General features: G+C 34.1%; 25 protein-coding genes and 1 pseudogene. All 26 read right to left on the bottom strand.

What is annotated here, in order from left to right:
- Positions 1-20: 20 nt before the first annotated feature.
- Positions 21-719, bottom strand: coding sequence for a ribose-5-phosphate isomerase RpiA (gene rpiA / locus H0I41_RS03130; RefSeq protein ID WP_135014118.1), 699 nt, complete (start codon positions 717-719; stop codon positions 21-23).
- Complete coding sequence (gene rbsK, locus H0I41_RS03125; protein WP_069168997.1) at positions 719-1,645, bottom strand: ribokinase; 927 nt, start codon at positions 1,643-1,645, stop codon at positions 719-721. The genes rpiA and rbsK overlap by 1 nt, the downstream gene beginning before the upstream one ends.
- A gap of 89 nt (positions 1,646-1,734) precedes the next feature.
- On the bottom strand, positions 1,735-2,202 hold the full coding sequence (locus H0I41_RS03120) for a Dps family protein (protein ID WP_004895429.1): 468 nt from the start codon (positions 2,200-2,202) through the stop codon (positions 1,735-1,737).
- 83 nt (positions 2,203-2,285) lie between these two features.
- Entirely contained in the window at positions 2,286-3,824 is a 1,539-nt protein-coding gene (locus H0I41_RS03115) for a YfcC family protein (protein WP_135014117.1), read from the bottom strand.
- Between the two features lie 210 nt (positions 3,825-4,034).
- Positions 4,035-4,718, bottom strand: coding sequence for a phosphate signaling complex protein PhoU (phoU, locus tag H0I41_RS03110; protein ID WP_004896945.1), 684 nt, complete (start codon positions 4,716-4,718; stop codon positions 4,035-4,037).
- A 16-nt stretch (positions 4,719-4,734) separates the two neighbouring features.
- A complete protein-coding gene (gene pstB / locus H0I41_RS03105; protein WP_135014116.1) occupies positions 4,735-5,490 on the bottom strand; it encodes a phosphate ABC transporter ATP-binding protein PstB in 756 nt (251 codons plus the stop codon).
- Positions 5,491-5,500: 10 nt separating this feature from the next.
- Positions 5,501-6,301 (bottom strand): phosphate ABC transporter ATP-binding protein PstB, encoded by an 801-nt coding sequence (gene pstB / locus H0I41_RS03100; RefSeq protein ID WP_004896943.1) that lies wholly within the window; start codon positions 6,299-6,301, stop codon positions 5,501-5,503.
- 10 nt (positions 6,302-6,311) lie between these two features.
- A complete protein-coding gene (gene pstA, locus H0I41_RS03095) occupies positions 6,312-7,202 on the bottom strand; it encodes a phosphate ABC transporter permease PstA (protein WP_011161730.1) in 891 nt (296 codons plus the stop codon).
- Positions 7,202-8,194 (bottom strand): phosphate ABC transporter permease subunit PstC, encoded by a 993-nt coding sequence (gene pstC / locus H0I41_RS03090; RefSeq protein WP_011161729.1) that lies wholly within the window; start codon positions 8,192-8,194, stop codon positions 7,202-7,204. The genes pstA and pstC overlap by 1 nt, the downstream gene beginning before the upstream one ends.
- 16 nt (positions 8,195-8,210) lie before the next feature.
- Entirely contained in the window at positions 8,211-9,080 is an 870-nt protein-coding gene (locus tag H0I41_RS03085; RefSeq protein WP_135014115.1) for a phosphate ABC transporter substrate-binding protein, read from the bottom strand.
- Between the two features lie 117 nt (positions 9,081-9,197).
- The gene (locus H0I41_RS03080; RefSeq protein ID WP_004896939.1) at positions 9,198-9,719 is read right to left on the bottom strand and encodes a GNAT family N-acetyltransferase; all 522 of its coding nucleotides are present in this window, start codon (positions 9,717-9,719) and stop codon (positions 9,198-9,200) included.
- Positions 9,720-9,813: 94 nt separating this feature from the next.
- Positions 9,814-10,545, bottom strand: a complete 732-nt coding sequence (locus H0I41_RS03075) for an amino acid ABC transporter ATP-binding protein (protein ID WP_011161727.1) — start codon at positions 10,543-10,545, stop codon at positions 9,814-9,816.
- Positions 10,532-12,025 (bottom strand): ABC transporter substrate-binding protein/permease, encoded by a 1,494-nt coding sequence (locus tag H0I41_RS03070; protein WP_011161726.1) that lies wholly within the window; start codon positions 12,023-12,025, stop codon positions 10,532-10,534. Before H0I41_RS03070 ends, H0I41_RS03075 begins: the two co-directional genes overlap by 14 nt.
- A gap of 100 nt (positions 12,026-12,125) precedes the next feature.
- Positions 12,126-12,974 (bottom strand): patatin-like phospholipase family protein, encoded by an 849-nt coding sequence (locus H0I41_RS03065; RefSeq protein ID WP_011161725.1) that lies wholly within the window; start codon positions 12,972-12,974, stop codon positions 12,126-12,128.
- Positions 12,975-13,044: 70 nt separating this feature from the next.
- A complete protein-coding gene (locus H0I41_RS03060; protein ID WP_135014114.1) occupies positions 13,045-15,876 on the bottom strand; it encodes a cation-translocating P-type ATPase in 2,832 nt (943 codons plus the stop codon).
- 63 nt (positions 15,877-15,939) lie between these two features.
- Positions 15,940-16,224, bottom strand: a complete 285-nt coding sequence (locus tag H0I41_RS03055) for a hypothetical protein (protein WP_004896934.1) — start codon at positions 16,222-16,224, stop codon at positions 15,940-15,942.
- Between the two features lie 2 nt (positions 16,225-16,226).
- Positions 16,227-16,541, bottom strand: coding sequence for a bacteriocin immunity protein (locus H0I41_RS03050; RefSeq protein ID WP_004896933.1), 315 nt, complete (start codon positions 16,539-16,541; stop codon positions 16,227-16,229).
- Between the two features lie 122 nt (positions 16,542-16,663).
- Entirely contained in the window at positions 16,664-16,894 is a 231-nt protein-coding gene (locus H0I41_RS03045) for a hypothetical protein (protein WP_004896932.1), read from the bottom strand.
- A gap of 204 nt (positions 16,895-17,098) precedes the next feature.
- A complete protein-coding gene (locus H0I41_RS03040; protein WP_135014112.1) occupies positions 17,099-17,374 on the bottom strand; it encodes a hypothetical protein in 276 nt (91 codons plus the stop codon).
- Between the two features lie 95 nt (positions 17,375-17,469).
- Entirely contained in the window at positions 17,470-18,693 is a 1,224-nt protein-coding gene (locus H0I41_RS03035; RefSeq protein WP_135014111.1) for a CPBP family intramembrane glutamic endopeptidase, read from the bottom strand.
- A gap of 84 nt (positions 18,694-18,777) precedes the next feature.
- Positions 18,778-19,068 (bottom strand): bacteriocin immunity protein, encoded by a 291-nt coding sequence (locus tag H0I41_RS03030; RefSeq protein ID WP_011161719.1) that lies wholly within the window; start codon positions 19,066-19,068, stop codon positions 18,778-18,780.
- A 112-nt stretch (positions 19,069-19,180) separates the two neighbouring features.
- Positions 19,181-19,375, bottom strand: coding sequence for a leucocin A/sakacin P family class II bacteriocin (locus H0I41_RS03025; protein WP_011161718.1), 195 nt, complete (start codon positions 19,373-19,375; stop codon positions 19,181-19,183).
- A 149-nt stretch (positions 19,376-19,524) separates the two neighbouring features.
- Positions 19,525-20,118 carry a hypothetical protein gene (locus H0I41_RS03020; protein WP_053107135.1) on the bottom strand — a complete coding sequence of 198 codons (594 nt, stop codon included), beginning with the start codon at positions 20,116-20,118 and terminating at the stop codon, positions 19,525-19,527.
- A 10-nt stretch (positions 20,119-20,128) separates the two neighbouring features.
- Positions 20,129-20,365, bottom strand: a pseudogene (locus H0I41_RS03015) (peptide ABC transporter ATP-binding protein); the annotation flags it as partial.
- Positions 20,366-20,396: 31 nt separating this feature from the next.
- Positions 20,397-21,446 (bottom strand): IS30-like element ISLjo1 family transposase, encoded by a 1,050-nt coding sequence (locus H0I41_RS03010; protein ID WP_011161461.1) that lies wholly within the window; start codon positions 21,444-21,446, stop codon positions 20,397-20,399.
- Positions 21,447-21,805: 359 nt separating this feature from the next.
- On the bottom strand, positions 21,806-22,180 hold the full coding sequence (locus H0I41_RS03005; protein ID WP_011161713.1) for a LacI family bacteriocin immunity protein: 375 nt from the start codon (positions 22,178-22,180) through the stop codon (positions 21,806-21,808).
- Between the last annotated feature and the right edge of the window lie 76 nt (positions 22,181-22,256).

The following is a 22,256-nucleotide window of genomic DNA, read 5'->3' as shown; positions in this document are numbered from 1 at the left end:
ATTAGTTTTTGAAAAAATAATTATTTTCTCTTCTTATCTTCAATTGTACCATCACTATGTGCAATGATGACTTCATCACACATGTCTAAAAACAAGCCATGCTCAACTACACCAACTGTGTGGTCTAGATAATCAGCTAAACCGTGTGGTACTGGAGTTGGATCAGCAGCTAAATCAATGATGTAATTACCGTAATGCGTTACATAACGCTTACCCTCATCATCTAAACGCCATTGAGGCTTCAAACCTTCTTCTTCAAAACGCTTAAAGTTTTGTTCAGCAGACACTGGTAATACTTCAACTGGAAGCGGAAAGCCACTTAAGTGATGAACAAGTTTTGATTCATCAACAATCCAAATAATCTTCTTTGAGTTGATAGCGACATTTTTTTCTAGAGTTAAGGCACCACCGCCGCCTTTGATTCCATCTAAATTATCGTCTACTCGATCAGCGCCATCTACTGTTAAATCGGCTTGATCAATATCTGCTAATTCATCAACCTTAAAGCCCAGTCCTTCAAGTTGCTTCTTACTACGGTTAGAAGTAGTAACAATATGCTTTAAACTAAAACCTTCTTTTTCTTTGCGTTCGCCTAATGCATCGATAAAAAATGCAACTGTTGAACCTGTTCCAACTCCTAAAACAGAATTAGGCTCTACCATCTTAGCTGCTTTAGTAGCCGCTTCTTTTTTTAATTGATCTTGCTCTGTCTTATTCATTAGTTTTTCTCCTTCAAAGCTTCTTCAACTACTTCTCTAGTTGGAATAGATGGAAATGCACCTAATTTTTGAACTGTAAATGAGGATGATTTGGATGCATAAATTACACTATCTCTTAAGTTACTTAAATCAGGCTTCAATTCGCTAGATAAAGCACCTAAGAATGTATCACCAGCTGCTGTTGTATCAACTGCCTTTACTTTGAAAGCTGGAACAATCTCTTCAATGTCTTCATAAGAAACATAAGATCCACGTTCACCAATTGTGATAATTACACCCTTAATTCCCATTTGATGAAAAATTTCGCTACTCTTCTTCATTGACTCTTCACTGTCAACTTTAATTCCTGTAATACTCTCAGCCTCAGTTTCATTAGGAGTAATCAAGTCGGTTAACTCTAATAATTCTTCTGGGATATCAGTACGGGCAGGCGCAGGATTTAAAATAGTAATTTTACCAGCTTCTCTAGCAATCTTAAAAGCTTCAATAGTTGCTTCAATTGGTGTTTCAAATTGAGCAATCACAAAATCACTATCTTCAATTTGACTTTTCGCATTTCTAACATCTTCTGCTGTTACGTCAAAATTTGCACCATGTTGAATAATAATTGAATTTTGCCCTGTCTCTTGAAGCAAAATATAAGCTTGTCCAGTTTGTTGGTTTGGAGTTATAGCTACATGGTCGACATTAATTCCATTTTCTTTAAATTGCTCAAGCATAAAGCGCCCATTGTCATCATCCCCAACACGTCCAACAAAAATTGTTTCATTTTTTGCTCGACTACTTGCTACGGCTTGATTTGCTCCCTTACCACCAGCAGCTTTTGAAAATTCAGACATTGCTATTGTTTCTCCTGGTTGAGGAAGTTTCTTAATATGCATAATATTATCAACGTTAATTGACCCAACAATTGTAACTTTATTCATGGTATTTCCTTCCCTGTATGGCAATATTTACTTTAATTATAGCAAAAAAGCATTCCATACACGGAATGCTTTGCATAAATATATTTTTCCTATTCACCTTCACCTGGACGTTGACCAAGTTCAGCTGACATCATCCAAATTCTTTTTTCGATCGCGGTATGATAGGAAATCAATAGGTCATTAGTTGAGTCGTCTCCTTCTCCTTCACTAATCTTGATCCCTCTTTCATAATCATCTCGCAATTGTTTGTATGCATTTATAATTAATTGGAATCTTTCTTCAATTGATAAGTCCCAGCTACCGATTTGATCTGGAACATTGGTTTCTTCTAATACTTCTTCATAGGTAGAAATCGGATTACCATTAATAGCAATTAATCTTTCAGCAACCCCATCTTGTTGCTCAGCTAATTCTTCCATTACACCATCTAAATATGGGTGCAATTTTAGAAATCCTCTTCCAAGCATATACCAATGGTGTTGGTGGACAACCATGTGAGTTTGAGTTAAATCAGCAACAATTTCATTCATAATTTTTTTAGTTTTTGGATAAGCCATACAAAATCCTCCTTAAAATATTAAACAATGTCTTTAACTTCATCATAACTATAAAAAATACTAAAAGCTACTTATTTGCTTAGTTAGTAAACAACTAAACCAATTGCCAAAAAGGCTAAACAAATTCCAAATTCAATAACTAACAGTTTCCAACAAAACTTAAACCATTTATTGAACCCAATATTTACCATCATTAAGCTCATTAAAATTAATCCAGTTGGTGCAATTAAACTAATAAATCCTTGACCCCAATTATAGGCATCAATAATGCTTGCGCGATCAATTCCAACCACGTTAGCTAGCGGTGCCATAATAGGCATTGAAAGAACGGCTAAGCCAGAAGATGACTGAATAAAGAAACCAAGAACAATGTAGACTAAAAACATAAACCAAATAAACAATAATGGTGGCATTCCAGAAACTTGCTGACTAAAGAAATTCATAATTGTATCACTTGTATGACTTTCTTCCATCACAATTGAAACAGCACGTGCTAGGCCAATTGTTAAAGCTACACCCAATAAATCTGCCGCACCATTTACAAAGCTCTCAACAAATTTATGCTCACTTAAGCCTGAAATAAAGGCGAAAATATAGCCCGTTGCTAGGAAGACAACGGCAATTTCAGTAAAGTACCATCCCTTTTGTTGAACACCCCAAATCATTACGATAAAGGCAATCGCAAAGACAAGTAAAGTTAACTTTTGACGCCAAGTAAATTTACTTTCTTGCATACTTTGATTCTGATTCATATATTCTTGATCTTCTTTAGCGAAGTCATTATAAACATATGAAGCTTTAGGATTCTTTTGCACTTTTTTAGCATAAAGAATCACATAAATCATCCCTACAATCACACAAGTTGCCCACATACAAATTCTAAGCGGCAATGCATCTGTAAAATTGACCCCAGCCGTATTTGAAGCAATTACAGTTGAAAATGTGTTAATAGTTGATGCCATCGTCCCAATACTTGTACCTAAAAAGATCGTCGCAACAACTGTCATCCTATCAAACCCTGCTAATAAGAAGACTGGGATTAGGATCGGATAAAAAGCCATTGTTTCTTCAGCTAAACCAAATGTTGTTCCCCCAATAGCAATTAATCCCATTACTAAGACAATCAATAAAACCTGTTTACCTTTAATTTTTTTAGAAAGTGCCTGCATTCCAGCATCAATTGCACCATTTGCATGGACGACTCCAATACAACCACCTAGAATTAAAACAAAGGCAATAATATCGATACTTTGAGCAATTCCGTTTACTTGTGAAGAAAGAAATTGATAAATTGCTCCGCCAAGTCCTGGCTTTTTCTGATTAATTTTTTCATAGGAATCAGGAATGGCTACCGGTTTATAGATCGTCCCACTGGTAAACTTTTTAACATCAATCTTAACTTTATATTTATCTAACGTTTTTTGGGTTGCTGCTTCTTTATGCTTGCTACCATTTGGTTTTGTAATTACAAACTCTTTACTTGGTTGATCATATTCAAGCGTTGCATAATTACCCGACGGTATAAAAAACGTTAAAATCTGTACCAATAATAGAACAATAATGATAACTGTATATGCTGTTGGAAATTGATGTCTCTTCTTTTTTTGTACTATATCGCGCATAACTTCCCCCTACTTAGTATTACAGCTTAATTTATAGTTTTATTATAGATTTCTTTTTTACTTTTTGCACGCGCTTACAACTGAGGGATATAAAGTTAAATAAAAATAAGAACCCTCAAATTGAAGGTTCTTATTTTTCTATATTCAAATTTTTTAAGTAGACCAACCATATCAATCAATTGTTGGCCGGCTTCATAAAAATATTCAATTTTATAATTCGGTCATCTCATCAGTATCCTTAGTATTTAAATCTACTAATTCTCCTGACATTTTATAGATAACCCATTGTGCTAAATTAACGACGTGGTCACCAATACGTTCAAGTAAACGAATTACCATAAAGTAGCTTGAAGAAGCGACCGCTGCTTCTGGATCTTGCTTAATTCCAGAAATAATTAACTTACGAGCCTTTACATAATCCTCATCTACTTCATCATCTTTTTTAGCAACTTCACGAGCCAATTTTTCATCACCTTGTACATAGGCCTTTAAAACTTGGTCTAACATAAAGTTAACTTTCTTGGACATTGACTTAATAATTGCTTCAACTTCTGGAATACGAGGATTTCCCTTTACTCGAATTGTTTCCCAAGCGATTGAATTAGCATTTTCACCAATTCGTTCTAAATCATTAGTAGCTTTTAAGATACTAATAACATTTCTAAAGTCACTAGCAACTGGTTGTTGAAGAGCCATTAATTTTAAGGTTCTTTTTTCAACTTTTGTAGCAGCACGTGACACTTTTTGATCATCTTTAACTAGGCTTTGCGCTAGTTTTTTATCATGTTCAACAAAAGCTTGTGTTGCTTCTTCAATCGCTTCACTAACATCAATACCCATTCCCATGAAACGAGTATTCAACTTACGTAATTCATCTAAAAAAACTTCATGCATCTTAAAAACTCCTTTATTAACCAAAACGTCCATTCAGATAATCACTAGTAATCTGCTTTTTCGGATTCATAAACATATCTGAGGTCTTACCATACTCAATTAAGTCCCCACTCATTAAGAAAGCAGTATAGTCGCTAATTCGAGAGGCTTGTTGTAAGTTGTGCGTTACCATGATAAAAGTAAAATCATGCTTTAATTCAAGAAGAGTCTCTTCAATCTCACTACTTGAAATTGGATCCAGAGCACTTGTAGGCTCATCAAGCAAAACTACTTTTGGACGAACCGCTAAAGCACGAGCAATACAAATTCTCTGTTGTTGTCCTCCAGAAAATGCTTGAGCGTTTCGATCTAAATTATCTTTAGTCTCTTTCCAAATTGCAGCTTGCTTTAAACTTTCTTCAACTCGCTGGTCGATCAATTCTTTATCTTTAATCCCAGCAATTCTAAGACCGTAAGCAATATTGTCATAAACAGAAAATGGAAAAGGACTTGCCTGCTGGAACACCATTCCAACATCTTTACGCAATTCTACCAAATCCATTTTAGGGCCATAAATATTCTTATTTTCAAATTTAATCTCACCACTAATATGAATATTAGGTATGTCGTCATTCATTCTGTTCAAACAACGAAGAAAGGTTGATTTTCCGCATCCTGAAGGACCGATTAAGGCAGTAAGTTCTTTTTCTTCAAAGTCTAAGCTAATGCCGTGTAAAGCTTCAACATTTCCATAGCTTAGGTGAACATCTTTACTTGTAATAATATTTTCCACAGTAAACCCCTTATCCAAAACTTCCGCGAATGTAGTCTTCCGTAATTTCACCTTTAGGATTAGTAAAAATATTTTCAGTAGTGTCATACTCTAAAACATGACCTAAATGAAAGAAAGCTGTGTAATCACTAATACGACTAGCTTGTTGCATATTGTGCGTTACCATGATCATTGTATAGTCAGTTCTCAACTGCTTAAGTGTATCCTCAAGTTTAGAAGTAGAAACAGGATCAAGAGCACTAGCAGGCTCATCAAGCAGCAAAATTTCAGGCTTCAATGCAAGAGCTCGCGCAATACATAAGCGCTGCTGTTGACCACCAGACATTGCCAATGCACTCTTATCTAACTTGTCCTTCACCTCATCCCATAAAGCAGCTGCTCTTAAACTTTCTTCTACAATTTGATCTAATTTTTGCTTATCATTTTCACCATTTGCTTTTAGAGCATAAGTAATATTTTCTCTAATTGATTTTGGAAATGGATTAGGCTTTTGGAAAACCATTCCAATATTTTTTCTTAACTGGTAAACGTTAATATTGTTTTTATTGATATCTAAGCCATGGTACCAAATTTCACCGTCTACTCGAGCCACTTTATCATTCATTCTATTAAGACAACGTAAAAAAGTAGACTTTCCTGAACCAGATCCTCCAATTAAGGCTGTGATAGTTTTTTTCTTAAATTGAAGACTAGCATTAAAAAGCTTTTGAACGCTACCTCCATAAAAAACACTAAGGTCTTGCGTCGAAATAATCTGCTCATCTTTATCAAATTGATGAATATATGTCGGGGCTTCATTTACATTTTGCATAAATTTCTCCTTATGACTTAGCAGCTGTTAATTTGCGGTATAAATGATTACCCAAGGCACGTGCTCCAAGATTGAATAAAATCACCACAATAATTAACAACGCAGAAGTTGCAGCTGAAACAATTGTTGCATCGGGAATAATCCCTTCAGTATTAACCTTCCAAATATGAACAGCTAAAGTTTCTGCTGGACGCATCACATTTAAAAAACTAGTTGGACTAAATGGATTCCAATTACTATAGTCAATTGTAGATCCACTTTGACCTGCAGTATAAATTAAGGCAGCGGCTTCACCAAAAATTCTACCAGCACTCAAAATAATACCAGTTAAAATTCCTGGTAAGGCTGCTGGCAAAACGATCCCGCGAATTGTTTTCCAGTTAGATAAGCCCAAGGCAAGTCCCGCATCTCTTTGTGCTTGCGGAACACCTTCAATAGCTTGTTCAATATTACTAGTTAGCGTTGGTAAATTAAAGAATGTAAGAGCCAAGGCACCAGAAATAATTGAAAAACCAAATCCAAACTGTACTACAAATAATAAATAACCAAATAAACCAACAACAATTGAAGGAAGTGAGCTTAAAATTTCAATTGTTGTTCTAATCAAGTTAGTAAACCAATTATCTTTAGCATATTCTGCTAGATAAATACCGGCCCCTAACGCAATTGGAAGTGAAATAATTAAGGTTAAAACTAACAAATATAAGGAATTAAATAGCTGATCTCTTACTCCTCCGCCAGCTTGATAAGAAGAAGCTTCAGAAGATAAAAAATGCCATGAAAGATGCGGCACACCTGAAATTAGAATATCACCTAAAATCCCAAAGAGGATTATGACCACAATACTCACTAAAGTATAAATACCAGCAGTAGCAATATTATTACGAGTTTTTGCATTCATTATTTCTGTCCTCTCTTTCCAATTAAGCGGACTAAGAAGTTAAAGACCAAAGACATAATTAACAATAGAAGCGCTAATGACCAAAGTGCATTATTTGGTAATGTTCCCATAACTGTGTTTCCCATTTGACTAGTTAATTGACTAGTTAAAGTAGCAGATGGACTCACTAAGTTAGCTGGCATTAAAACTGCATTACCAATAACCATCTGTACAGCTAAGGCTTCACCAAAGGCTCTAGCCATCCCAAAAATTACCGCTGTCATAATTCTAGGAGAGGCAACTCGCAAAATCACTTTATAGATTGTTTGCCATTTAGTTGCTCCTAAAGCTAAAGAAGCTTTACGGTAATCAGATGGTACAGCTTTTAAACTATCAACAGTTAGCGAAGTAATTGTCGGTAAAACCATGACAAATAAAACTAAAGTCGCTGATAAAATACCAAACCCAGTTCCACCAAAAATATTTCTAATAAAAGGAACAATAACTGTTAATCCCAAGAATCCATAAACAACAGAGGGAATTCCTACCAATAATTCAATTACTGATTGCAAAAAGCGTGCACCCTTTTTAGAAGAATACTCAGTCATAAATAAGGCTACTGCAATTGCAAACGGGGTTGCTACTAAAGCAGCTAATAAGGTTACAGAAAATGAAGTTACAATCATTGCTGCTGCTCCAACATGATTCTTTCCTTCACCTGGATCCCAATCACTAGAAGTCAAAAATTGAAAAACATTCACATGATCTTTAGTAAAAGTTTCTAGTCCATGAAATCCAATAAAACCAATAATTGAAGCAACCAAAATAATAATTAAAATAATGGCGCAGTAAGTTAACCCTTTACCCCAATATTCCTGTCGTGTTTCTTTTGATGGCTCAGTTAAGCTGGCAACATCAACCTTACTTGCACCTATCTTCTTTAATTTAACATGAGGAACTTTTTGCTTATCTAAAGCAGACTCAACTACTTTTTTAAGATCTTTGTTATTCATCAAAACGTCCTATTCTTTATTTTTGAACAACATGATTATTACTATCACGTTCGACCTGCATCTTATCGATACTAATATAGCCTAGTTTAGGTACTAAATCATTTTGTACCTTACTTCCAAGCATATAATCAATAAATTTTTGAACATTCTTGTTAGGTTTACCCTTAGTATAGATATGTTCATAAGACCAAAGGTGCCAGCGATTTGTCTCGACATTCTTATTCGTAGGCTTTATCCCATCAATACTTAATTTTTGAATATTTTCATCATTAGCATACGGGAATGAGATATAAGAAATTGTCCCTGGTGTAGAACTGACAATTTTACGTACAGTACCGTTAGAATCTTGTTCTTGAGCCTGAATTGGCTTTTTTCCATTTAGAACTAAACCCTCAAAAGTTCCACGAGTACCACTACCCTTAGAACGGTTAATTACAGTGATAGTTTGTTTCTTACCACCAACTTGTTTCCAGTTAGTAATTTTACCTGTAAAAATATCACTCAATTGCTGCTTACTCAAATTGCTTACACCGGCACTCTTATTGACAATAGGAACAATACCTACAACGGCAACAAGATGATTTTGTAATTTCTTAGCATCTATTCCCTTTTGAGTTTCAGCAAAAACATCGGAAGTTCCAATTTCAACTGCTCCTGCCTGTACTTGGCTAAGACCAGTTCCCGAACCTCCTCCTTGAACAACAATATTACTGTCAGGATGAGACAGACGATAGTCATTTCCAGCTTGCTCAGCTAAAAGTTGCATGGCACTAGATCCAACAACAGTAATCTTATTGCTATTATTGTTAGCACAGCCTGTAAGTCCGATTAAAATAGCTAGCAGTCCACAAACAGCGGCTATTTTAAATTTAAAATTTTTTCTCATCGATTTCTCCATGTAATTTACAGTATTCAACAAGAATATTCTATCATATTAGTACCTGTCAACAGAATGCTTAAACTCAACAAAAAAGCTAGATTTTTCAACCTAGCTAAAATTTATTTATTCTCTAACATTCTCATAAACGTATGAAATTTCATCTGGACGATAAACTCCATGCAATTCTCCCACTTTAGTGAAATTCATCTTATCAATTAGATGTTGCATTGCGCTATTGTTTTCATGTGTATCAATTCGAATGCTATCAATATCTTTACGGTGATCACGAATATAATCAATTACTTCAGTCAAAAGCTTAGTAGCATAACCATGACCTGCGTGCTTTGAATGAATGGCAACGCGGTGAATTACAACATATTTATCAGTATCTAGAAGCCACTCACCTTTCAAATCATCATAAGAATGATCTGGTGCTTCAACTATAGAAATAGCACCTACTGTTTCCCCATCAGCTGAAACAGCTAAATAGGCAAAACCTTTTTCAATATCTTCTTTAATTTGATCTGGTGAAGGATAGTCTCCTTGCCATTGGTCAACTCCACGTTCTGCTAGTTGGTTAGCACCATCCTTTAAAATTGTCATAATTTGATCATAATCATCCATTGTAGCTTGTCTAATCTTCATTAAACTCATCCCCTTTAACTTTTCTAACGCAACTATTATAAAAAAAGCACTCTCCTTGTAAAAAGAAAGTGCTTATTTAAAAAAATATTAATATTTAAAGTACTTTAGAAAGAAAATCTTTTGCACGAGGAGTTTGCGGATTTTCAAAAATTTGTTCTGGACTTCCTTGTTCCTGCAAATATCCATCTGCCATAAACCACACTTCATCAGAAACTTCACGGGCAAATCCCATTTCATGAGTAACAATAACCATTGTCATACCTGAATCTGCCAAGTCTTGCATTGTCTTTAAAACTTCGCCAACCATTTCTGGGTCTAAGGCACTTGTTGGTTCATCAAATAGCATTACTTCGGGGTCCATTGCTAAAGCTCTAGCAATCGCAACACGTTGCTGCTGCCCACCAGACAAACTAGAAGGATATTGCTTAGCCCGATCTTTCAAACCCACTTTATCAAGCAATTCTAAAGCCTGCTTTTCAGCTTCTTCTTCACTTACGCCTTTAACTTTCATCGGAGCTAATTTAACGTTTTCAACTACATTCATATTTGGAAAAAGATTAAAGCTTTGGAAAACCATTCCCATTTTTTCTCTTAAAATATCTAATTCCTTTTCACTAATATGTGTTAAATCTTGCCCATCAAAAATTATCTTGCCGCTTGTTGGTGTCTCAAGTACATTAAGACAGCGTAAAAATGTACTCTTACCTGAACCTGATGGACCAATGATACTAATAACTTTTCCCTTCTCAACATTTGCAGAAATATCTTTGAGGACTTCTTTTTTTCCAAAACTCTTCTTTAAATGTTCAACCTTAATCATTGTCATTACGCTTCATCCTCTTTTCAAAGTGATTCAATAATCTCGTTAATGAGAAAGTCATAATAAAGTAAATAATCATGGCAATAAATAATGGTAGAACACCCTTATAAGTTGAAGTTTGAACTAATTGTGTTTGATACATTAGTTCTGCAACTCCAATTACTGAAACTAACGAACTATCCTTTAATAAAGTAATAAATTCATTGCCTAAAGCTGGCCAAATGTTCTTAATTGCCTGCGGAATAATGACATATCTAAAGGCTTTTTGACGGCTTAAACCAAGTGAGCGAGCTGCTTCCATCTGGCCTTTTGGTAAAGAATCAATTCCTGACCTAATATCTTCAGCCACATAGGCTCCAGAATTAAGTCCAATCGCAATAATACCTGCAACTAAAGCGGAAAGATTAGAAATCAAATATCCAATTCCGAAGTAAACAAATAAAATTTGTACCATTTGCGGCGTACCACGGATAAATTCAATGTAGCAAACAGCAAGCCAGTGTAAAATTGGATTCTTTGATAAACGCATCAAAGCTAAAATGATACCTAAAACAATACCAATAATTACTGAAAAAATAGTAATTACGATTGTGTACCAAATACCCTTAAAGAAATATGGAATGTACTTGGCAAAAGTATTACTTTTCTTTTCTGTCTTCATATATTTAGCAGCCGCTGGTAAATATTCTTTACTAATCAAATCTTTCTTCTGAACTTGATCAATTGTCTTATTTACTTGAGCTACTAAATCATCTTGTCCTTTAGCAATTGCAACTGCATTTCCCGCTTGAGTTTCTTTTAAGTTTGAATGAACTGCAGCTAAGCCACTATTATTTTCGGCATATGCTTTAGCAATTAATTCTTCTACTACTACTGCAGAAACCTTGCCTGATTGCAAGGCTAAAACAAGATTGTTAATTTTCCCAAGACCCTTTAATTTAGAATCTTTCATTTGAGATTTAACTAAATTATATTGGTTACTCCCCGTTTGTGCTCCAACCGTTTGACCTTTAAGACTTTGAATACTTGTGTACTTGTCTTTATCCTTTTTATTTACTAAGAAATATTCACCACTTGGCTTATAGTAAATTTTTGAAAATGCTACACTTTGCTTTCTTTCAGGAGTAGGCGTCATTGCCGAAATAACCATGTCTACTTTTCCTGTTTCGAGTGCAACTAACAATGAGTCAAAAGACATATTCTTAATAACTAACTTCACGCCCAAGTCTTTGGCGATATCTTTGGCTAGTTCAATATCTACTCCAACATATTTAGTCTTACCATTTTCACTTGCGGTAAATTCTAGTGGCGGATAATCAGCAGATGTACCGACTACTAATTCTCCACTCTTTTTAATCTTCTTCAAGACACTACCTTCTGCTACTTGCTTTTGGCTAGCCGCTTGAGCTGGCTTGATAAAAGTAGCACCGAGTGAGAAAAACATCAAAAGTGCAAAGAAAAAGCTTAACAGTTTTGTTTTTTTCATTACATTCATTCCCTCTACAATTACTATTAAAAAACTGAAAATTTAAGCTTTTGTTAATTATAGCGAATGAAATGTAATCTAGACAAGTCATTCAAGAAGATTATTCACTCAAATAAGTTTTTATTGCTTGTAAATTTTTCTTAGCTTCTTTTACACCAATTTGGTATACGCGCCTCAATTCTTGGGGATCTTTCTCCATTGTGCCAATTTCTAAAGGATAAGGCGGTCTGATAACTAACATTTTGCCTTGTACTTCTTTTTTTCTAATGTAATTAAGTACATCATTATAATCTTTTGCTCTTGTCTTTAATTTTTTCAAGACAGCAGGATATTGATGTAAGACTAATTCTAAAGCTGGATATAGTTTACTTGCTTCTTTTCGATAAGAGAGGGGCTGCGTTAAAATGACAACGTTCTTGTCATAGCCAATTTTTTCAAAAAATTTAATTGGAATTGAATCACTAATTCCACCATCCCAATACTTACGACTCCCAATTTCAACTGGCCGCGCAAAAACTGGAATGGATGAAGAGGCGCGAATCCATTGCAAATCTGCTTCTTTACCTGAAATCAATTTATGATATACTGCTTCACCATTATTAATGTCAGTTGCCACACACCAAAAATCTATGGGATTTTTTTGAAAAGCAGCGGTATCAAATACATCTAATTCTACTGGTAATTCTCGATAACAAAAGTCAGCTCCATATAAATCACCAGTCTTTAGCCATGATTGCCAACTAGATAAACGTGGGTCACTAGCATATTTTACGTTATAGCGCAGAACTCTTCCGATTTGTCTTGACTTATAATTGCATCCAAAAGCAGCTCCAGCTGATACACCTATTGCACCATCAAAATCAATGCCTGCTTTCATCAGAGTATCGATGACTCCAGCAGTAAACATGCAGCGCATTGCGCCACCTTCTATTACTAATCCTTTTTTCATACTTTCGCCACCTCCGTATTTTTACTATTTTAGCAAGAAAAAACTGCTAGTTAAAACTAGCAGTTAAAGTTTATTTATTTTTTGACTCTTTTCTTAAAATCCATTTTCTTAACTCATCAATTAAAATCAGAGGCAACGGAATACATACTAACATAATCCAATCATGTGCATTAAGCGGCTCCGTACCAAAAAATGACTGAAAGACTGGCACATAAGAAATGCATAGCAGTAAGACAATTTCCATAATGATCCCAATAAAAATCATCGAATTCTTAAAGAAATATTTGTTAAACATTGACTGTCTAGCATACCGAATATTTAAGACTGCCGCAATCTGACAAAAAATAATTGCCGCTAAAGTTACAGTAGTTGCTTGGCGATAGTCCCAGCCGCTTGCTGGCAAATTAGGAAAAATATGACCACGATAAAAGTTCGCAATGAAGAAGGCAGCTGTCGCAATTATCGAAGCAATTAAACCATACCAGAGAAAGGCTTTTGCCAAGACATCTTTATTAATCAAATGATCCTTTGGTGATCTTGGAGGCCGATCCATAATTCCTTTTTCAGGATCTTCTCGTCCTAAACCTAGAGCTGGAATCATGTCAGTACCTAGATCAATAAATAAAATTTCCATTACAGTCAAAGCCAATGGAATTGCCCCACCTGAAAGTAAGAACAGAACAGATGGAACGGCTTCAGGCATATTTGAGTTCAAAATGTAAATTAAAAACTTACGAATATTGCTGTATACACCGCGTCCTTCTTTAATAGCACCTATAATAGAAGCAAAATTATCATCAGTCAAAATCATATCGGCTGCTTCTTTTGCAACATCAGTACCCGTTCCACCCATAGCGATACCAATATTTGCTTTCTTTAAAGCAGGTGCGTCATTAACGCCATCTCCAGTAGCAGCAACGATTTTACCCATTTTTTCATACATCGAAACAACACGGTATTTTTGTTCAGGGGCCATTCTAGCAAAAACAACTTCACCTTCAAGATAATGTCTTAACTCTTCATCAGGCATCGTCTTTAAAGCATCCCCAGTAATGACTGTCAGCGGTTTATCCGGATCAGTCAAGCCAATTTCACGAGCAATACTCTTAGCGGTCAAACCATAGTCACCAGTAACCATCGTAACTTTAATTCCAGCCTTGCGGCATTCACGTGCCGCCTTATAAACTTCGGCTCTTGGCGGATCCATCATAACGGTTAACCCTAAGAAGGTGAGATCTCTTTCAACTGTATCAATTGTTGCAAGATCTAAATTATCCATTATCTTTTGATCAAGATTACGGCCAGCAACTGCTAAGACACGCAAGCCATCTTTAGCATAGCCGTCATTTGCTCGCATAATCTTATCTTTTATTTCCTGGGTAATAGGCTGAATTTTACCATCACATAGGTAAGAAGTACATTTATCAACCACACAATTTGGGGCACCCTTAGTATAGGTATTGAAACGGTGTGTACCATCGGAGCTCTGAATCACTGTCATCATTTTTCTACTTGAATCAAATGGCAATTCTTTAACGCGTGGCGTTTTTTCTACTTCTGCTTCAACATCTATCTTTCCTTTCCTTGCAACGACTTCAAGACAAGCTTCAGTTGGATCACCTAAGATTTGGTAGCGTGAATGTTGCTGATTAGGCTTTTGAATTCTTGCATTATCTGCAAAAACACCACCAAGTAATACTTCCTTCAAGGTGTCATTATCTTTTGCAAAAATATGCGTTGGTCCTTCTTTAATATGACCCCGCACTGCATAACCTTCACCAGAAACATGATAGCTCTTCTCTAAAGTCCAAAGTTCTTTTACGGTCATTTCGTTCTTAGTTAAAGTACCTGTTTTATCAGAACAAATGACAGAAGTTGACCCTAGCGTTTCAACACTAGATAAACGCTTAATCAAGGCATGCTTTTTTGCCATTCTTTGAACTGCTCCGGCTAAGGACAATGTAACAGTTGGCTCTAATCCTTCTGGAATAAAAGCCACAATCATCCCTAAAGCAAAAACAAAGGCTTTTACTAAAGGATAATGTACAAAGAAAGTTGCAACTAAGAAGAAAATAATACCAATAGAAATTGCTAGAATTGAAATTTGTTTCGTTAAAGTATCAAGTTCTTTTTCAAGTGGACTCTTTTGTTGCTTAACATTTTGTGTCAATTCAGCAATTTTACCAAAGTCAGTATTCATTCCTGTCTTAACAACAGCACCTGTAACATTTCCTTTCATCATGTTTGTACCAGAAAAAATCATGTTATTAAGATCAGCATGATTTTTCTTTTCGACGTTTTCAATTCGATGTGCATCTTTATGCACTGGATTTACTTCACCAGTTAGGGATGATTGATCCACTTGAGCACTTGTTGCTGCAATCACACGAATATCAGCTGGAATATCGTCTCCCTCTTCTAGTTTAACTATGTCACCTGGTACTAAGTCTTTAGCTAGAATTTTTTCTTCTTTACCATTTCTCACAACACGAGTATATGAAGGTAACATATTCGCTAAAGCTTCGGTTGCCTTATCAGCTTGAAATTCCTGCCAAAAACTAAAAATCCCATTAATAATGTTTACAGCCCAAATGGCAATTCCTAGTTGTACTAAATTTGCGCAGAAAGCTATTATCCCTGCTACCCAAAGTAAAATCGCCATTAAGCTTGTAAAGTTAGCTATAAACTTCTTCCACAGTGGTTCTTGTTTTGCTTTAGCAAAAACATTTTTTCCATATGTTTGCTGCAAGGTATGTACTTCATCAATAGTTAAACCAGCTTGCTCTGTATTTAATTCTTTTAATGCATCTTCGACAGATAATTGAGCTACCTTAATTATCTCATCGTCTTCATCATCTTTTTCAGTCAAAGTTATCACTTCTATTCCTTTTTCCAGCTCCATTTTAGTTCACTTTGAGAAAAGATGCACATAAAGTTGATATATTAAAAAAGAGTAGCTACTTTGCTACTCTTCATTCTTTTCAAGATTCTGTTTTTGATATCTATATTCTTCAATAATTCCCTCTAAGAGAATTGCTTCTAGTGTAAGCAATCCGAAAACTCCAGTTTCTGAGGTAGAAAAAATATTTGTACCAATTTTAATCCAGAGTCCTATACTTCCTATCAAAGCTAAATAAACAACTGGTGAAAACCAGATAAACTTATGAATCTTAACTGAAGTAAAAATATATGCTGCAATTACAATTACTGCTAAAGTTGGCATTGCATAATAAAAAGCTTGCATTTTCATTCCTACCTTCCAGGCCAAGTATTGGTAGTATTCCAGCTGTTTAAGCCACCAAGCCAGCCTTTACTCATTGAAATTTCTTTAATTTTTTCAAGTAATGCCTCTTCATCTTTTTCTAAATGGAGATGGTTTACTAAACAAATCGTATTCACATTTTGATAGGTTGTTCGTGCTTCGTTTACCGCATCTTGAACATTGTTATTCGTCTTATCTAAGGCAATCTCTAATTGTTCTAATAAGTATTCGTTACCTTTTCGATCATAATGAGTCTTAGCAAGTGAAATGAAATCATTCAATACTTGTGCCAATTCATTTTTCATGTTTTTGTCCTCCAAAGGATTATATTGTTTAAATATTATCATTCATTTATTAATTTTACTATAATTTTTTAATAAAAATGATAATTTAACAGATTTAGCCCTTTTTACAACCAATTTGGTTCTTACTTTTTGCTTTTTAATCTTTGTTGGAGTTTATCTTTACCATAATAGTAAGTGATTGAAAAAATACTCATGCTCGCAATTAGAACTACAAGACTTGCTGTAATACTAGTACTATTAGTCAAAGATAAAAATAGTTTATTAATCAAATATGCAAAGATCACACTGAGAATAATTACGATCCATTCCTCAGTATGGGCATCTTTCTTCTTGCTAGCTTCAATAAATTTCATCTGTACCTTTCCTTTTATGATCCTTCCGCATTTGCATTCTTTTTAATAATTTAAACATTAAGTAAGCAAAAATCGCTCCCCACAGAATATTTCCCAGAATTATCCAAAGAGTTAGTTGACTACCAACCAATATATCTCCTAGAGTTTGAAGTAAACAAAAAGCAACTCCCGCAAAGATGCATCTAAACGTTAATGACTTTCCCATTAGTTCTGTTCCTCAGACTTATTCTTTATTTGTATTTGATACTCATCGTACAAATCTTTAAAAACAACGATGCTCATAAAAACACAAGCAATTGCTGAACTCCAAGAAAATGCATTTAAATCTTTTAAGGCAAAAATAACCATGGTCACTATTCCAAGCACTAAGATATTTGAGGCGTCAGATGTTCTGACTATCTTATGCACTTTTAATGAAACAGCAATATTACCTAAAGCAATTATTAAAAGTAAAATAATTGGCATATATCCTATGACCATTTTTATCATCCTTTCCTTGTTTATAATTCTATCATTCAAAAACTCACTAAAGATAAAAAAGACCAAATCAGTCTTTTTTATGACCAATTTGGTACTTAATTTTCGTGCATTATTAATCTCTCAATATTATTTTCAACACATTTTCTTCTTTTTCCCGTTATTAAAATTACGCTAACAAGTATAAATAATCCCGAAGTTATTATAACGTGAGCTAAAGCTGGTGAATTAAAGATAGTTAAAATGCCGCTCCCTACAAAGCTAAGTGGAGTAAGCGAAAACACAACTAAATCAAATAAGAAGTGAAATAGAACATTGAGCCAGATCTGCCCTGAGTATAGAAATAAGCTTCCTAAAAAGATACCTAATCCAACTGCTCCCAGCGATTGAATAATTACATCGGTTAAATTTCTATCTGGTGATAGCAGCTGATTAAAATGAAGTAATCCAAACAGTAAGCTACTAATTAGAATCGTCAAAGATATCTTATGTTTATTATTTTTAAGCATTACTAAAAGAATAACAATTGTAAGATATCGCCAAACTTCCTCGGTAATACCAGCATCCGCAGCATTTAAGAATACTTCTAGTGAACTACCAAAATACTGTGATTCTGCTGGATTCAACCATTCAAAATTCCATTTCCAAATCAATTCTCCAATTGATTTAGGATTGGTTGTTAAAAAGGCATTGAAGAAAACCATATAGAAGCCAAAAAGTAGAATGGGAATAAATACTTTCCACTGAAATTGATTGTTTAGTTTTAAGCCCAGGTAAAAATGATAGCCCCATCCCTTTAAAACAAGATAGGGAAATAATACTAAAAATATAGAGAAGATAATTTGACTACGGTTAACATTATCTAAAATCTTATTAGAATCGACCTTATAATTAGTTAATACAAAAATTTCGCAAATAATTTGGATAGAAAGTATTCGTCCTAAATTAGATTGAATATTTTCATAATCTACTTTTACTACCGGAATAAAAATAAATAATGGCGCAATTACATATAATAAATCAAAGAAAAAATTAGAATTAAGATAATCCCCAAGAGCCACACAGACAAAATTAAAAAGATAAATAAAACTAAATGGCAAAAAGATTATGTCAACTAATTTTGAAATATTAGCTAAGATTGGTCCTCTTGATCTTAAAATAAATAGAATAGCTGCTATTACCAATCCACTTAAAATAAAAACCGGATTCCAAATATTCCAGTTTTTAAAGATATTTTTACCTTCATAATATATACACCATATGGCAAAGAAGATATTAATGATTAATTGAAGCTTTTTTATTTTTTGCTGTGTATTATCCATCTTTATCTCCCCCCTATAGGCCTGTAGAGTACTCCTTAGCACTCCTTAATTTTGTTATTTATTTAAATTAATAAAAGTATTTTTCTAAAAATTAGTCAGTGACAAAGTTTCTCCAGCACCAGCCCATTTATCAGGATCTTTATCTAATAAAAGCTGTAACTTTGTCAGAGTTTCTGGTAGTTTAAATCCATGCGCTACAGAATACATATTAATATCTTGCTTTAGATTAAAAATTACTCTTTTCACGTTTGTTTTCTTATCTAATTTTTCAAGAGCTCCTTCTATTAGCTCCTGAGCTTTTAAATCAGTTACTACATCCGATTGGTTCTTTGCTTTTATAAGTATTTCTTTAAGACTAGAGTCATTTATTTTCATAATTTTCCTCATCTCTTATAATTATTACTGTAGTTTACTAAAAAATTTTACATAAATACTCCATGATAACTATCATGGAGTATTTATGTAGCTATTACTTAAAAATGAAAAACTATCTTGCTCCCCAAGGACCATGTTGAAGCCAACCGTTTACAATAACTCTACCACACGTTCTAGCAATAGCTGCATTATCAGCCCAACATTTATGGGTCTTAGAGTTACAAATTTGCCAAGGGGTTGCATGATAAATTTTACCACCCTTAGTTTCCATCAAATCTTCTGGTGTTAATTGTTGAAATTTACTCATAATATATAATTCTCCTTAAATTATAATATAAACTTTGGATTAGCTTTTTGCTAACCTTCAATATCTATAATATTAAATAGCTATAATGTAATGTTAAAATGGATTAAACTTGTAGGCTTTAATACTAATTTTGCATTCTCTGACCAAATTCATCTCTTATTCAATACCTTATCTAAAAAGTATTCAAAATAAGTGCTACTACCCGTGACAATTGTCGCATTTCCCTGCATCCCATACTTAACATTCTCATCATTAATTTTCGCAGTCGAAATGATCTCATAGCCACTCTGCTTATTTATATTTACTGGATAAACGCCAATTTCTCTCACTTTACCAATTAATCTACTGGTCAAGCCATCTCCTGTTGGGACAGAAAAGTTTATCGTTTGTCCTTTTTTAATAGTCGAAACCTTATTACTTGGTACATAAGTGATTATCTTCACCTTTTTCTTGGCTGCTATCATGGGCATCAAATTTACTGCATCATCTTGATCAATATGAGCTACCCATTTTTGCCCATGTTTTGTGACAATTTGTCCTTCATCATAATTAGCAGCTTTTTGTTTAATCACACTCACTGGCTCAATAACTCCGACTGAAGAAACTGTACTCTGTCTCATGGCAAAAAAGGAACCAATAAATACAAGGAAGACAAGAATAGCCGCTGGAATAATAATCATTGTCGAAAAATTTTTGAATTTATAGGAATAGAATTCTGTACTTTCATAGTCTTTTGCGTCCATTTATACTCACCTATCCCTTTACTAAGTCATAATAAAAACCATGTTGCTCCATAAGCTCTTCATGACTTCCTTCTTCAACAATCTTTCCATGGTCAATTACAACGACCTTATCTGCACGTTCTGCAATAGCTAAACGGTGTGCAATAAAAATAATTGTTTTATCTTTTAATTTCATAAGATTGTCAACTACTCTTTTTTCTGTAATTGTGTCTAAACCACTGGTTACTTCATCAAAGATAAAAACTCGCAAATTGCAATAATAAATTGAACACTTTTAGTTAAGCTGCTTGATAGATTAGATCTAATTCTCTTTCAAAGATTTCATCTGGTGTATGATAGGCCAGTATCTTTCTTGGCAAAGAATTGCACCAGGTTTCAATATTAATGATGTCTTGTAAAGAATAGTTAGCTATTGCTTCTCCCTTAGGAATGAATCTGCGAATAAGACCATTGTGTCTTTCAACTGTTCCCTTATCACAAGAAGTGTAAGGATGGGCATAGTAAACCAGTGTATTGGATACTTTTTCTAGGTTGGAAAGATCTGCAAACTCTGAGCCATTATCAGTGGTAATGGTTTTAAAAATATCATTCCAATGTTCGCTGTATTGCCTTTGGAGTTCTTTAAAGGCCTGCATGACACTGACAGAAGTCTTGTCAGGAATACGAAGAATTAAAAACTCACGACTCATACGCTCAGATAAGGTTAGCAGTACCTCATCATCTTTGCTCTTATGTCCGAGAACTAAATCGCATTCCCAATGACCGAATTCATTACGTTTATTGATCTCTTTAGGACGTTCTTCAATGCTTCTGCCAAGTTTTTTCTTATTTTTGCGAATACGATGAAGCTTAGTATTGCGTTTAAGCTTCTCTGGCAAGTCGTAATTATAAATTCCTAATAAGCCTTGATCAACGTAATTATAAAGAGTTTTGGTGCAGACAACATCGCTGCTAGCGAATTCGCCAACAGCAGTAGCACGATTACTGCACACATCAAGCGACCAGCCATCTTTAAAAAAATGCTTGTGGACATAGCGCATGAATTGAGCTTTCCTGAGAAAGTCTGATTTGCGCCCACAATTTTTACGATGAGCTTTATATGCATCATGCCCTTGAGTAGCCTTATATTTTTTGACTTTACCATGATACAGTTTTACAGTGCCACGCTTAACCTCATAGCTGATAGTAGAAGGAGAACAGTTAAGTTCACGGGCAATTGCACGCAAAGAATAGCCATCTTTCAAACGCAATTGAATAATAACTCGCTCTTCAAATGATAAATGCTTGCCTTTAACGTGCTGGTTCATGGTAGAATGTAAAGAGTCCATTTTGACCTCCAATAGAAAGTTTTTGTGGTTATTAACATTCTATCAAACAGGTCCGAATGGACTTTTTATTTTTTATCAAGTGTTCAATTTAATTTTACAATCAGCGAAAAAAATTTATTCATTGAATATCCAAAAGCAGCAGCTAGAATTAGTGTTATCCATTTTTCTTTATTTGATGCTATCTTTTCATTATTTTTAATTATTTCCATTTTTATCACGCTCTCTTTTTTACCTTATTAAAAATTTTATCAGGTTCAAAATTTCATAAGATAAAAAATACCAAATTAGTCGTTTTACAGACCAATTTGGTATTCTAATTTTTATTTATATACGATTGAAATAGATAAATTATTTAGACTTTATTTTTTGTTTTTCAAAATATACTTACTTATGATTATTAAAGCTGCTCCTCCACCAAAGAAAAGCCAAAACTTGATAGTATAACCAAGATCTGTTGAATTATATAAATTAGTTAAAAAGAGATATATAGGAGCACATAAATAGCATAACCACCATACAAGCTCATATTTTTCATTCCATTTCAATAATTTGGGTGTAACTGAAAAATACATAGTAGTAACTAAAAGTAAAATCACAATAATTATTGCCAATACTTGATTATAAGTAAAATGTAAGCCATACTCATGAACATTTCCGATAAATATTATCAATCCAGTAATCGTAATTACCCATGACAATATCCTTAGACCAATAATTTTATAATGTTTAGTCATTTAAACTACCTACTAATGAATCTATGAATAAAGTAATGCAGTGCTAAATATCAAATCATCACTGTTTTACTTTAAT

It is taken from the genome of Lactobacillus johnsonii, assembly GCF_014058685.1.
Lineage (GTDB): Bacteria > Bacillota > Bacilli > Lactobacillales > Lactobacillaceae > Lactobacillus.
The sequence above is the reverse complement of the archived record's forward strand: the minus strand, read 5'-3'. Positions and strand labels throughout refer to the sequence as shown.

What these genes read in the sequence shown, in the direction of transcription:
- rpiA (WP_135014118.1), bottom strand. Translation starts at nt 719, where the DNA reads ATGAATAAGACAGAGCAAGATCAATTAAAAAAAGAAGCGGCTACTAAA.
- rbsK (WP_069168997.1), bottom strand. Translation starts at nt 1,645, where the DNA reads ATGAATAAAGTTACAATTGTTGGGTCAATTAACGTTGATAATATTATG.
- H0I41_RS03120 (WP_004895429.1), bottom strand. Translation starts at nt 2,202, where the DNA reads ATGGCTTATCCAAAAACTAAAAAAATTATGAATGAAATTGTTGCTGAT.
- H0I41_RS03115 (WP_135014117.1), bottom strand. Translation starts at nt 3,824, where the DNA reads ATGCGCGATATAGTACAAAAAAAGAAGAGACATCAATTTCCAACAGCA.
- phoU (WP_004896945.1), bottom strand. Translation starts at nt 4,718, where the DNA reads ATGCATGAAGTTTTTTTAGATGAATTACGTAAGTTGAATACTCGTTTC.
- pstB (WP_004896943.1), bottom strand. Translation starts at nt 6,301, where the DNA reads ATGCAAAATGTAAATGAAGCCCCGACATATATTCATCAATTTGATAAA.
- pstA (WP_011161730.1), bottom strand. Translation starts at nt 7,202, where the DNA reads ATGAATGCAAAAACTCGTAATAATATTGCTACTGCTGGTATTTATACT.
- pstC (WP_011161729.1), bottom strand. Translation starts at nt 8,194, where the DNA reads ATGAATAACAAAGATCTTAAAAAAGTAGTTGAGTCTGCTTTAGATAAG.
- H0I41_RS03085 (WP_135014115.1), bottom strand. Translation starts at nt 9,080, where the DNA reads ATGAGAAAAAATTTTAAATTTAAAATAGCCGCTGTTTGTGGACTGCTA.
- H0I41_RS03080 (WP_004896939.1), bottom strand. Translation starts at nt 9,719, where the DNA reads ATGAAGATTAGACAAGCTACAATGGATGATTATGATCAAATTATGACA.
- H0I41_RS03075 (WP_011161727.1), bottom strand. Translation starts at nt 10,545, where the DNA reads ATGACAATGATTAAGGTTGAACATTTAAAGAAGAGTTTTGGAAAAAAA.
- H0I41_RS03070 (WP_011161726.1), bottom strand. Translation starts at nt 12,025, where the DNA reads ATGAAAAAAACAAAACTGTTAAGCTTTTTCTTTGCACTTTTGATGTTT.
- H0I41_RS03065 (WP_011161725.1), bottom strand. Translation starts at nt 12,974, where the DNA reads ATGAAAAAAGGATTAGTAATAGAAGGTGGCGCAATGCGCTGCATGTTT.
- H0I41_RS03060 (WP_135014114.1), bottom strand. Translation starts at nt 15,876, where the DNA reads ATGGAGCTGGAAAAAGGAATAGAAGTGATAACTTTGACTGAAAAAGAT.
- H0I41_RS03055 (WP_004896934.1), bottom strand. Translation starts at nt 16,224, where the DNA reads ATGAAAATGCAAGCTTTTTATTATGCAATGCCAACTTTAGCAGTAATT.
- H0I41_RS03050 (WP_004896933.1), bottom strand. Translation starts at nt 16,541, where the DNA reads ATGAAAAATGAATTGGCACAAGTATTGAATGATTTCATTTCACTTGCT.
- H0I41_RS03045 (WP_004896932.1), bottom strand. Translation starts at nt 16,894, where the DNA reads ATGAAATTTATTGAAGCTAGCAAGAAGAAAGATGCCCATACTGAGGAA.
- H0I41_RS03040 (WP_135014112.1), bottom strand. Translation starts at nt 17,374, where the DNA reads ATGGTCATAGGATATATGCCAATTATTTTACTTTTAATAATTGCTTTA.
- H0I41_RS03035 (WP_135014111.1), bottom strand. Translation starts at nt 18,693, where the DNA reads ATGGATAATACACAGCAAAAAATAAAAAAGCTTCAATTAATCATTAAT.
- H0I41_RS03030 (WP_011161719.1), bottom strand. Translation starts at nt 19,068, where the DNA reads ATGAAAATAAATGACTCTAGTCTTAAAGAAATACTTATAAAAGCAAAG.
- H0I41_RS03025 (WP_011161718.1), bottom strand. Translation starts at nt 19,375, where the DNA reads ATGAGTAAATTTCAACAATTAACACCAGAAGATTTGATGGAAACTAAG.
- H0I41_RS03020 (WP_053107135.1), bottom strand. Translation starts at nt 20,118, where the DNA reads ATGGACGCAAAAGACTATGAAAGTACAGAATTCTATTCCTATAAATTC.
- H0I41_RS03010 (WP_011161461.1), bottom strand. Translation starts at nt 21,446, where the DNA reads ATGGACTCTTTACATTCTACCATGAACCAGCACGTTAAAGGCAAGCAT.
- H0I41_RS03005 (WP_011161713.1), bottom strand. Translation starts at nt 22,180, where the DNA reads ATGACTAAACATTATAAAATTATTGGTCTAAGGATATTGTCATGGGTA.